At 41.0% G+C, this 12,000-nt stretch carries 11 protein-coding genes; 8 read left to right on the top strand and 3 right to left on the bottom strand.

All coding sequences use genetic code 11. From position 1 onward, the window contains the following. Positions 1 to 286 precede the first annotated feature (286 nt). The 8 genes from FQ087_RS11735 (at position 287) to FQ087_RS11700 (ending at position 8,540) form a co-directional block, all read left to right on the top strand. Positions 287 to 1,393 (top strand): amidohydrolase, encoded by a 1,107-nt coding sequence (locus tag FQ087_RS11735; RefSeq protein WP_149580616.1) that lies wholly within the window; start codon positions 287 to 289, stop codon positions 1,391 to 1,393. A gap of 184 nt (positions 1,394 to 1,577) precedes the next feature. Further along, the gene (locus FQ087_RS11730) at positions 1,578 to 2,240 is read left to right on the top strand and encodes a GntR family transcriptional regulator (RefSeq protein WP_149580615.1); all 663 of its coding nucleotides are present in this window, start codon (positions 1,578 to 1,580) and stop codon (positions 2,238 to 2,240) included. Positions 2,241 to 2,252: 12 nt separating this feature from the next. Then, positions 2,253 to 3,452, top strand: coding sequence for a CaiB/BaiF CoA transferase family protein (locus FQ087_RS11725; RefSeq protein WP_149580614.1), 1,200 nt, complete (start codon positions 2,253 to 2,255; stop codon positions 3,450 to 3,452). Further along, complete coding sequence (locus FQ087_RS11720) at positions 3,453 to 4,361, top strand: hydroxymethylglutaryl-CoA lyase (protein ID WP_149580613.1); 909 nt, start codon at positions 3,453 to 3,455, stop codon at positions 4,359 to 4,361. Then, positions 4,358 to 5,395 carry a TRAP transporter substrate-binding protein gene (locus FQ087_RS11715; RefSeq protein ID WP_149580612.1) on the top strand — a complete coding sequence of 346 codons (1,038 nt, stop codon included), beginning with the start codon at positions 4,358 to 4,360 and terminating at the stop codon, positions 5,393 to 5,395. Before FQ087_RS11720 ends, FQ087_RS11715 begins: the two co-directional genes overlap by 4 nt. 31 nt (positions 5,396 to 5,426) lie before the next feature. After that, positions 5,427 to 5,924, top strand: a complete 498-nt coding sequence (locus FQ087_RS11710; RefSeq protein WP_149580611.1) for a TRAP transporter small permease — start codon at positions 5,427 to 5,429, stop codon at positions 5,922 to 5,924. Further along, positions 5,921 to 7,195, top strand: coding sequence for a TRAP transporter large permease (locus FQ087_RS11705; protein ID WP_149580610.1), 1,275 nt, complete (start codon positions 5,921 to 5,923; stop codon positions 7,193 to 7,195). Before FQ087_RS11710 ends, FQ087_RS11705 begins: the two co-directional genes overlap by 4 nt. 607 nt (positions 7,196 to 7,802) lie before the next feature. Next, positions 7,803 to 8,540 (top strand): SDR family NAD(P)-dependent oxidoreductase, encoded by a 738-nt coding sequence (locus FQ087_RS11700; protein ID WP_149580609.1) that lies wholly within the window; start codon positions 7,803 to 7,805, stop codon positions 8,538 to 8,540. Between the two features lie 87 nt (positions 8,541 to 8,627). On the opposite strand, the gene FQ087_RS23040 is transcribed toward FQ087_RS11700, so the two are convergent. The 3 genes from FQ087_RS23040 to FQ087_RS11685 all read right to left on the bottom strand — a co-directional run bounded on the left by FQ087_RS23040 (position 8,628) and on the right by FQ087_RS11685 (position 11,732). Then, positions 8,628 to 10,301 carry an ABC transporter ATP-binding protein gene (locus FQ087_RS23040; RefSeq protein ID WP_149580608.1) on the bottom strand — a complete coding sequence of 558 codons (1,674 nt, stop codon included), beginning with the start codon at positions 10,299 to 10,301 and terminating at the stop codon, positions 8,628 to 8,630. After that, positions 10,298 to 11,056 carry an energy-coupling factor transporter transmembrane component T family protein gene (locus tag FQ087_RS11690; protein ID WP_255452299.1) on the bottom strand — a complete coding sequence of 253 codons (759 nt, stop codon included), beginning with the start codon at positions 11,054 to 11,056 and terminating at the stop codon, positions 10,298 to 10,300. Before FQ087_RS11690 ends, FQ087_RS23040 begins: the two co-directional genes overlap by 4 nt. 73 nt (positions 11,057 to 11,129) lie before the next feature. Further along, positions 11,130 to 11,732: an ECF transporter S component gene (locus FQ087_RS11685; RefSeq protein ID WP_149580606.1), complete on the bottom strand. Its 603-nt coding sequence runs from the start codon at positions 11,730 to 11,732 to the stop codon at positions 11,130 to 11,132. Positions 11,733 to 12,000: the final 268 nt, after the last annotated feature.

Here is a 12,000-nt window from a genome sequence, read left to right as displayed (position 1 = left end):
TGAACCACTCATAACTAGGTGTGAACCGATTATAACTAGGTGTAGACCAATCATATATGCGGATAAACCTATCATATCTAGGTGCCGATCAATCATATATGCCAATGAACCAATCATAACCACATGCAGACCGATCATATATACAGTTGACCAATTATAACTGCTTGCCAACCAATCATAACTATCTCCAACATTACTTTATATTTCCCGGAAAATAGGTTATTCTGAAAGATGTGAAGTATTTAATAATATAACGTTGAAACGCAGAATGATTGGAGTGTTTTAATTGGTGATCAAAGAGAGAATTGGGAAATGGTTCGAGCATTTTCACGCCTATCCAGAAGTGAGTTGGAAAGAAGTAGAGACAACTGCGAAATTGGCGGAAATTTTAACGGAAATGAATGTAAAACATCATACATTTGACGATGTGACTGGGGTTATCGCAGAAATTGGTGAAGGAGACCATATTGTCGCGGTACGCGCCGACATCGATGCGTTATGGCAAGAAGTAGGGGGAGTCTATAAGGCGAACCATTCTTGTGGGCATGATGCGAATATATCGATGGTGTTAGGTGCGCTTAGTTATTTGCAACAGGAGGAACTAGGCAGCCGAATCCGCTTTATCTTTCAACCTGCAGAAGAAAAGGGCAATGGTGCAAACTCGATGATTGAGCGGGGAGCGGTCGACGGTGTTTCGTATTTGTTCGGTGTGCATTTACGCCCTCAAGAAGAAATTCCATTCGGAAAGGTAACGCCAGCAATTCATCACGGGGCTGCAATGTTCCTTGAGGGAAAAATCATTGGTGACGATGCGCATGGTGCACGTCCTCAGCAAGGCAACAATGCACTCGATCCGTTATTTGCGATTGCTCAGTTTGTGAAAACAATCTATTTTTCACCTTACGAAGCATACTCAGCGAAACTGACAAAAGTACAGGCGGGCGGAGATAGTCTCAATATCATTCCAGGAACTGCAACGTTTGCAATCGATGCTCGAGCGCAATCCAATACAGTATTGCATGAGTTGAAGAAACGCATTACCCAAGGGATTCAAGCGATCGGGCAGATGCATGGTGTGGAAATTGAATTGGCATGGAGTGACTATACACCGGCTGCAGAAGTATCCGAAGAAGCGACAACTATTGCAAGGGAAGCTATTTTGGCAACTGTTGGGGAAGAGGGATACGCACCCGATATCATTACATCAGGCAGTGATGATTTCCATTTCTATACGATTCATAATCCGAAATTAAAAGCTGCAATGATCGGTATCGGGGCAGATCTTGGTCCAGGGCTTCATCATCCAGACATGACGTTTAACAAGGAAGCTCTTGATATTGGCGCGCGTGTTTTGGCGGAGACGTTGAAAAAAGCATCACTGTTGAGTAAATAATAAAAGACCTTCTTACACTGCGCTAATTGCAGTGTATGAAGGTCTTTTCAATTTAAAGTATGTCGATTGTACATAATAATTTTCATAATTAACTATGTAGAAATAATATTGACTAATTAAAATAATTAGCCTATTCTGACTCTATAGATAATTGTATACAGTCGACGAAAAGAGGAATTAACTTATGACAAAGACTGTGATTAAGAAATCAACTTTAACATCGCAAGTTTATGAGCATTTAAAAGAAGATATAATTCTCGGGCGTATTAATCCGGGAGAAAGGCTCATAGAAGAAAAAATTGCGGAAGAACTGCAAGTGAGTCGAAGTCCTATACGGGAAGCGGTTAGGATGCTTGAAAAAGATGGTCTGTTGTCTGTCAATAAGTCAGGGGGAGTGACAGTTGTCAAACCCTCAATTGAAGATTTCAGGTATCTGTATGAATGCAGGGTTGAGATTGAGTCACTCGCCGCCTATTACGCAGCGGAGAGGCGTTCAGCAGAACAGTTAGAAGAAATTCGTTTGCATATTTTGAAAATGGAAAAAGTAACGTCCGATAATTACTTGAAAAATGTGTACGATGTCAATGTCAGTTTTCATGAATCAATCGTCCGTGCAAGTGGAAACCCATTCCTCATCTCGATGACTTCACAATTAAGAGGCGTGAACAGTCTTTATCGGAAAGCGATACTTGAATTCGATCCAAAGCGCGTGGTAGACGCAAGTGCGGAGCATCTACAAATTTTTCAAGCAATTGTGGACCAAGACAATAAAAGGGCTAGAAAACTGATGAAACAACATATTGAAGAGGATTATAAGTTATTTATGAAGTCAGCTATGCAAAAGTAGGAGGTTCAAAAAATGACTAGAAAACCATTAGACGGAATTAGGATTCTAGAATTAGGAAATATAGTTGCGGCGCCATTTGCGGGGAAAATATTCGCGGAGTTTGGGGCGGAAGTAATTAAAGTGGAAGAACCAACGAGTGGTGATCCGCTACGGAATTGGCGTGTTATGGATAAGGATACGTCAGTCTGGTGGTACGTCCAAGGAAGGAATAAAAAGTCTATCACTGTAAACATGCGAGAAAAACAGGGACAGGAAATCGTGAAAAACCTTATTGGAAAAGTAGATGTAGTTCTCGAAAACTTCAAACCGGGTACGTTGGAAAAATGGGGACTTGGATTCGAAGATATGCAGAAAATCAATCCATCCATCATACTTACACGCATTTCAGGATATGGACAAACTGGTCCCTATAAAGAAAAGCCAGGGTTCGGTAGTGTTGCAGAAGCAATTGGCGGTCTCCGTTATTTAACGGGGTATCCGGAACTTCCACCGGTTCGTGTTGGCATTGCACTTGGCGATATGGTGGCAGGTTTGTATGCAGTTATTGGTACGCTAATGTCACTGCGGGCGAGGGATGAAGATTCTGAAAAGAAAGGGCAAGTTGTGGACGTAGCGTTATATGAATCTGTTTTCAGTTTACTTGAAGGCATACTTCCAGAATACGATCTTACCGGCCATGTACGGGAGAGATCGGGCACTACATTGCCAGGCATCGCACCGTCCAATACGTATTTATGTGCTGATGGAAAACACGTAGTGATTGGCGGAAATGGAGATAAGATATTTAAGCGTCTCATGACTGCCATTGGAAGAAAAGACCTTGCTAACGACTCTAACTACGGATCAAATCAAGGACGTGCGGACGATGTTACATTCATTGATGCAACAATCGAAGAGTGGACGAAACAGCACTCGTTAAAAGAAGTGCAAAGAATACTGGATGAAGCGTCAGTGCCTGTAGGACCTATTTATGGAATCCAAGAAATTGTTGAAGATGAACATTATAAAGCACGTGACATGTTGTGTGAAGTAGATTTGCCGAATGGAGGAAAAGTTTTAGTACCTGGCATCGTACCGAAATTATCAGGTACACCAGGTGGAATTGAGTGGAACGGACCCGCACTGGGGGAACATAACGAAGAGATATATACGGAATTCATGAAGTTTTCTATTGAAGATTTTAAAAGACTGAAAGAGCAGGGAGTCGTTTAAATGCCGGATGTAACAATAATTGACGTTAGTCCGCGAGACGGTTTACAAAATGACCCGAAGTCTGTATCGACGGAGGAAAAAGCAACTCTTGTAAGAATGCTGGTTGAATCAGGCGTTTCAAAAGTCGAAGTAACATCCTTTGTTCATCCAGAAAAAGTTCCACAAATGGCTGATGCAAGTGCTGTCGTAAAGGCAGTATCTTCTTTTAAAGGATTAGAATCGATTGCACTTATTCCAAATTTAAAAGGGTATGAACGTGCTCGAATACACCAGCTTTACGAGGTTAATTGGGTAAGTTCCGCAACGGAAACATTCAATGAAAAAAATATAGGCATGTCGATCGAGGATAATTTGAATCAGTTTAAAACAGTTGTAAAACAAGCAAAAAATGATGGAGTAAAAACTTGTTTTTCTATTGCAGTCAGTTTCGGCTGTCCGTATGAAGGAGAAGTTTCAGAAGAGCAAGTACTGTCCCTTGTCAAAAAGGTTAAAGAGGCGGGAGCGGATCGTATTGGCATTGCGGATACGATCGGTATCGCTACTCCAGATCAAGTAGAACACTTAATGGGAAAAGTATTACGGATAGCAGGCTATATACCGGTTACTATCCACTTGCACGACACAAGAGGGCTCGGTTCGGCCAATGCCTACGCTGCTTATCAAGCGGGTGTAACTATATTTGAAACGGCTGCTAGTGGGATTGGTGGATGTCCGTTTGCGCCAGGAGCGGCGGGGAATTTGGCTACTGAGGACCTCGTTTACTTATTTGAAAGAATGAATATCGACACTGGTGTAGATTTCGAGAAATTGTTGGATGCTGCGGATTATGCCGCGAGTTTATCTTCAAAAAACCCGTTGGGGCGTATCCGACACGTTGAAAGAAAAAAAGATAAGGGGATGAGAAGATGAAGAAGTGGATGTCAGTAATGATTTATACAATTATTGCGGGATTACTGTTATCGGCATGTAGTGAATCTGGTAATGAAACAAACGAAGATGGTGCGGCAACGAATGAGGATGGATTTGAAGCTACGACAATTCGTCTTGCATATAACTTGCCTCAGGATCACCATATCTCTGTAGGAATTGAGAAGTTTGCAAAAGATGTAACTGAAAAATCGGGTGGCAAAGTAGATGTACAGGTATATCCGGCTGGCCAATTATTAAGTGATAAGGATATGAATCAGTCCTTATTGTCAGGCGGAGTCGAGATGGGTGTGAACTCCTCTACCTTATGGGCATCAACAGTTCCTGCAATGGGGATATTCGACGTTCCTTATATATTTAATGACTATACGGCAGTAGGGGATGCCGTGAACGGGGAATTTGGTGATAAATTACGTGGAGCAATGGAGGAAAAAGGAGCAAAAGTGTTGATTTTTGCTGATTATGGTTACGTCCAGTTTGCAAATAACAAACGACCATTGAAATCACCTTCCGATTTTAAAGGACTGAAAATCAGAAGTATCGGTGATATTCCATCTGAATTGATAAAAGCATATGGCGCATCTCCGGTATTCATGGGAGGCGGCGAAGTCTACATGGCTCTTCAACGTGACACAGTTGATGGAGCGACATCAGGTACAACAGCAATGCTTCAGAGGAAATATGATGAAGTGACAAAGTATTTGACGATTAACAATTACGCTTACCTCGAATTTTTATTAACCGTGAATAAAGATTACTGGGACGGTTTGCCAGAAAAAACGCAAGCACTAATTGAAGAAACAGCAAAAGAAACTGAAGTATGGATCCGTGAGCAAGCGGAAATAGAAGATTCTAAATCTGCGAAAGAGCTTGAAGAAAAAGGTATGGAAGTTTACGTTGTTCCAGAAGAAGACTTACCTGAATGGAAAGAAGCTGCAGCACCGGTTCGAGGAGCGTTCACGAAAAACTCTGGGGACCTAGGTAAAGAGCTACTTGAAATGACAGATAAGAAATAAAGTCGTGATTGTTTTTAAGGAGGAAAAGTTAGTGAAAAAAATATATATCTTTTTTGATCATTTAATTAAATGGGGAGCTTATACTGCCGGGGTTCTAATTCTTATTACGACTGTAATGACCTTTTACGAAGTTATCTCACGATCGTTTTTTAATAAGCCAACTTCGTGGGCGACGGAGCTATCGATTTATGCAATCATCGGCAGCTGTTTTTTAGGCAGTGCCTTTGCGGTAAGAACCTATTCTCATATTACGGTAGATTTATTGATAAATAATGTGAATGATCGAATGAAAACAGTTCTTGCCTATATTTCAAATACACTGGGATTGGTGTTTAGCATCATTTTTACTCTATATGGTTTTCTCCATGTTATGAAAACTTATTCACTAGGGGTTACTTCATCATCCTTGTTACGTGTTCCTATGTACCTGCCGGAGTTAGTTCTTCCGGTGGGTGGGGCGCTATTATGTATTGCATTTATCATGCAAATTATTGATGGCGGCATACATAAAGGAGGAGAGCACATATGAGTTTCTTTTTTACTGGAGGAATGGGTGCCCTTCTGGTGCTCGGTCTCCCCGTTGCATTCACCCTTGGATTATTAGCAGTTGCCGGCATGTTCTTCTTTAATGGTGGTACATTCGCTTTTATGCAAGTTCCGATAATATCATTCAAAGCTTTAGATGATTTTACGCTGACAGCATTACCAATGTACGTATTAATGAGCCAAGTATTGGTGATTAGTGGTGTCGGGCGGGATCTATATGAGATGGCAAGCAGATGGTTCCGTCATTTTCCAGGAGGACTTGCAATTGCGACGCTTTTCTGTTGTACAATTTTTTCTGCGATTTCCGGATCGAGTGTTGCTACTGCCGTAACCGTAGGGTCCGTGGCACTACCTGAGATGGTAAGAAGAGGTTATAATAAGCGTCATGTATTAGGACTACTTGCTGCAGGTGGAACACTCGGAATTTTGATACCACCAAGCATACCAATGATTATTTACGGCTCAGTAACTGGTGAATCCGTAGGTAAACTCTTCATCGCAGGAATCATTCCTGGAGCTATTTTAACAGTAGCATTTATGATTTTCTCAGCCTATCAAACTAGACATATTAAAGATGCTCCTGCTACATGGGTCGAGAGACTTGAAGCATCGAGGAAAGCGATATGGGGACTAATGTTGCCAATAGTAATTATCGGTGGAATCTATACGGGAATTTTCACACCAACTGAAGCGGCTGCAGTTGGGGTTGTTTTTAGCTTTGCAATTGCTGCATTTGTTTATAAGAATTTAACTATTTCGAATTTAAAAGAAATTATGTTAGCGACTGTAAAAACCAATACAATGATTTTGTTCATTATCATAGGAGCCATGTTACTAGGATTTATCCTAACGATTTTACAAATACCACAATCGATTGTGAGCTTTGCGACGTCTCAGGATATTAACCCATGGATTATTTTTATCTTGATCAATATAGTGCTTTTGATTTTGGGAATGTTTCTCGAGACGGTTTCAATTCTTGTTATTACATTGCCAATTCTCTATCCAATCATCGTCGCACTTGGGTTCGATCCAATCTGGTTTGCAATCATCATGGTGATAAATATGGAACTGGCATTGATATCCCCTCCAGTAGGGTTAAATTTGTTTGTTTTGAAAGGGTTGGATAAATCAAATACGATTAGTGAAATAGTTAAAGGTGTCATACCCTATGCCATCATTATGCTTGTTTTCATGGTCGTCTTGTCGTTTTTCCCTGGAATTGCGACAGTACTCGTCGATAATGTAGAATAAAAGGATAAATCGAAAGGAAGACTGCCTCATTATAATTGGGTAGTCTTTCTTTCGATTTTTAATTTGGCCGCTTTTTATGCCAGCTGCAGCAACAGCTGATAACAGCGAATCAATTGCAGCAATAATGAAGGGGAGCTTCAGTAGACTGATCAATTTGGGCATGGATTGGCGATCCCACAGAATGCTTTCCAAATCATTTCTACTTTATCAGGGAATAGAAAAATCGAAATGAGTAGGTCAATCAGAAGTATCGGTATACTCGGGGCTATTTTGGGTAATATAAATTAATGCTACGACAATGCTGAAGACGTTATCGTGTGATATTGATTGAAAAGAGCAGTCATTTATTCGTGAAAAAAATATCTTTTACTAAATCGGAAATCCCGAAGAACATATCTAAGAAAACGCCTAATGACTAGGTAAATTCCTCTTTCAAGTAAATCCCACAAAAGTTAAAGTAACAAGGGCTTATAATTAGTACAGATGTCTTCAATGAAGAAAATGAGGGACAGAATTCAGCGCGTTTGCTTAAAGCAAATAAATTGCAAGTGACTCGGAAAAGGACTATTCTTTAGACGTTAAAGTATATTTGGATGGAGTGGTAATAATGGGTAGATTACAAGATAAAGTTGCATTCGTAACAGGTGGCGCATCAGGTATGGGAGAAATGATGGTCAAGATGTTTACAGCTGAAGGTGCTACTGTAGTTGCAGCAGATATTAATGAAGCGGCACTTGAAGAAAAGTGGGGCAGCTTTGAAAATGTGATGACAGTTAAATTGAATGTCACTTCTGATGAAGAGTGGAAAGTAGCAGTTGAAAAAGTGGTTGCTAAGCTTGGAAAGATTGATATCTTAATTAACAACGCTGGTATTTCTACTGAAAAAGGGATGAATGACATTACAATTGAAGACTGGCGCAGACTGTCGGACATCAATAGTTTCGGACCATTCCTTGGTATGAAACATGTACTTCCGTTTATGAAAGAAGTATCTAAAGGTTCAATCGTCAATATCTCTTCATACACAGCACTTATCGGAATGGGCTTTAACCCTTATGCGGCATCAAAAGGAGCGGTTCGCGCGATTTCAAAAGCGGCTGCAGCAGACTTCGGGAAATTTGGAGTACGTGTTAACACGATCTTCCCAGGTATTATCGAAACACCAATGACGAAGGGGCTAGAATCTTCACAAGACGTGGTTACAATGCTTGTTAAAATGACACCACTTGCTCGTCTTGGTAAGCCTGAAGACGTTGCGAACGCGGTTCTTTTCTTGGCATCAGACGAAGCTGCATACATTACAGGTGCAGAACTTGTTATTGATGGCGGATACTCTGCAAGATAATTTCTCTAATGAAGTGTATGTATGAGCTTCAGGATATATAGGAAATAAAACAGACCGTCATGGATTCAGTCCATGGCGGTCTGTTACTTATTCACGAATTAATTCACTTTCTGTTAATAGAATTCCCTCATAGCCCATCTGACGGGCAAGTTGCGTAATATGAGGTTGCTCAAGTCGTGCGGTGTGAAGGATAGCTTGATCAGCGAATGCTTCACGAGTTGGACCGTCGAATAGTAATTGTCCGCTACTAAAAACAATTGTCCGGCTAAAGGTTTCGGCTACAAAATCCATGTCGTGTAAAATGCACAGCACAAGTTTGCCTTGTATATGCAACCCACGGATAATTTCTTTCAGAATCGCCTTACCATGTACATCTTGCCCCATAGTTGGTTCGTCAAAAATAACAATGTCTGTATCCATAGCAAGAATAGCTGCGACAGTAATCATTTTACGTTCGGCGAGGCTTAAATCGTACGGATTATCTCCTGCTTTGTTCGACAGTCCAACCAGTTTAAGCATCTTCTCTGCATTCACTCGTGCGACTTCGGGTGTCTGTCCGACGTTGAGAGGCCCAAACATTACTTCATCCAACACATTATTTTTGAAAATCTGGTCATTCGGATTTTGGAAAATGAGTCCGATGGTGCTAGCAAGTTTTGCGGCGGTCGTGCCTTTCGTGTTCGTTCCATTTATGATAATATCGCCAGAAACTGGTTTTGATAACGCTTTCAACAGTTTGACAAAAGTTGTTTTTCCCGCACCATTTTGCCCGATAATGGCTGTAGGTTCGCCACTTAACATGACGCTGACCCCATGTAAAATGGGGTTTTCTTCTTTATAGCTGAACTGGAGATTCTTTACGATAATTTCAGGACTAACGGTATTCAGTAAAGGTGTAGTTTCACTGATTACCTGTATATCTGCTTTGGTAATTCCGCTTGCAGGCATTTCTTCAAGTGAAATAGGATAGAGGCCAGTCACTTTATTTTTTATATTCAGCGCTTTTGCGACTTTTGTATAAACGGGTGATTCCACTCCGAAAGTGTGTAAATCATCACGTGAAAAAATTTCAGAAGGTGATCCAGAATCTTTCAATTTTCCTTCATGCATGAGAAAAATACGATCGGAGTAGGCGGCGAGTTTCTCCATCTTTTGCTCGACCATAATAATCGTCATACCTTCTTTCGACAGTTTTTCAACGACGCGGAAAACCTCTTCGGAACCTTGTGGATCGAGCTGTGACGTAGGTTCGTCAAGTATTAAAATATCCGGTTTCATGGCGATGACGCTGGCTATTGCGAGACGTTGCATTTGACCTCCGGATAGAGAAAATGGATTTTTATCCTTCAGATCTTCGATATCGAGAAACTGCATACTTTCATTGATTCGTGCATGCATTTCATCGCGAGGGAGACCTAGGTTTTCAAGCCCGAACGCGATTTCGTCATATACTGTGAATTTGGCTCCGGTCATTTGGGAAAATGGGTTTTCAAAAACGAGTCCAACTTTCGCTGTAATAGCACTGATTTCATGTGTAAATACGTTCATATCGCCAATGAAAACATCACCACCATATGACCCTTTGAAAAAGTGGGGGACTAAACCGCTTAGTGCATAACATAACGTCGTTTTGCCAGCGGTATTCATGCCTGCGATGCCGATGAATTCCCCTTTATTAACTGTGAATGAAATACCGTCAAGCGCGAATGTATCAGTGTTCGGATACTTATATTTCAGATTTTCGACACGGATACTGTTCATAAGACAATCCTCCAGACGATAGCGGCGAATAATAGGATGACAAGTATTAATTTCAAGATAAGACCGTATTTATAATGAAAGGATTCATTCAAAAATGATTTTGTTCCTTTTGCATTGAAACCGCGTATTTCAAGCGCAATAGACCGTTCACGCGTATCGTTCAGTGAATTCAGCACTACAGGACCAAGAAGTGGGATGAATGATTTGATGCGCGTTTTTAATTTACCTTCTTTTTCCATTCCGCGGGATCGCTGTGCATCGGTGATTTTGCTGGTCATTGCCATCATTTGCGGGATAATCTGCAAAACCGACAGAAAAACATAACCGATCTTAGGAGACATTCCCTTATAGATAAGGGAGTCGACAAGATGATCCGGTTTGGTCGTTAAGATGAGAACGCCGAACGCACAAACCATATTTATAATACGTAGTGTGAGCAGGAATGCGAATGCAAATCCTTCCTTATAAACAGGTAGTGGTCCAATTTCAAAAAGTAGTGTCGCGCGGTCGGGGTGGAAGAATCCTTGAACAATAACGATGGATATTATTAACAGCATGCTGACGCCAATAACCGGGAAAATGTACGTGAATACTTTTCCAACGAGAAGAACAATGAAGGTAAACGCCAAAACAGAGATGACGAATAAATGAGTCGGAAGGATATATGTTATTGCGATTGAAATGAATACGAATAAGAGTTTGGAAAGCGGATCGATGTCATGGATGACCGATTTCTTATCTACATATAGTGTCATGTTTTTCACGCGAACCCCCCTAACTTATAATCTTAAGTAAGCGGCCAGATGAACTAGAGCGCTTACTCAATTCTTAGAGACGCTCTATTTCCGAACGGTTGTCATACAAATGCGTCAAGTTTTTAGGCAATCCTTTGAAGATAAGGAAACTAATTAGAACGGTCGCCATTTTATCAGGTACGTCAACGACAATGCTGTCTGCGAACGATGCAAACCAAAGCGGCATGTCTTGTGCCATCATCATGGCGAAAAGTGCATCCCCCCAAACATTTCCCGTTTGTCCGCCCCAAAACATAATATTGAGTGGAGTTGAAACTGTGGCGGCGATCAAGCCGACGACGAGTCCAAGTACAAGCGCTTTTCCTACATTTGCAATCCATCCTTTATAGGCCATGATTCCCACGATAAGACCAATGACTGCGGATGTAATCGCATAAACAAATGAAATAGGATCGGCTGTGAAGCCATAGATAATATTGTTCACAATTCCTGCAATGGCACCTATAATCGGACCTGCTAGCATACTAGCAAGCACTGTACCAATTGAGTCGAGCCATAGTGGTAATTTAAGCAAGCCAGCAAACAACTTCCCTAGATAGTTGATGCCGATTGCTGCGGGTATAAGGACAAGTGCAGCTGTTGTGAAGTTAAGTGACCACATACTGTTTTTCTTCATGAGTAATTCCCCCTTTTGTATTCCACTAATTGAAGTTTCCCTTTATCGTATGAGGCAAATGCCTAAAACGATACAAGGTTGTCTTGGTGTCTTGACACGTGTCAACTGTATTGTAACTTACAATCTTCTTTTTGAATAGATAGAATTTTTTTTCGAAGAAAAGAAGGATGGGGATAGCGCGCGAGTTCTACATTACTGTCCAATAGATATCAAAAACTCAATGATGCCAACACAAAAAAAGCTTCCCCACTAATAGGGAAGCTGAAAG

Origin of the sequence: Sporosarcina sp. ANT_H38, from assembly GCF_008369195.1 — a bacterium.
Taxonomy (GTDB): domain Bacteria; phylum Bacillota; class Bacilli; order Bacillales_A; family Planococcaceae; genus Sporosarcina.
This window is presented reverse-complemented; position numbering and strand designations above follow the sequence as displayed.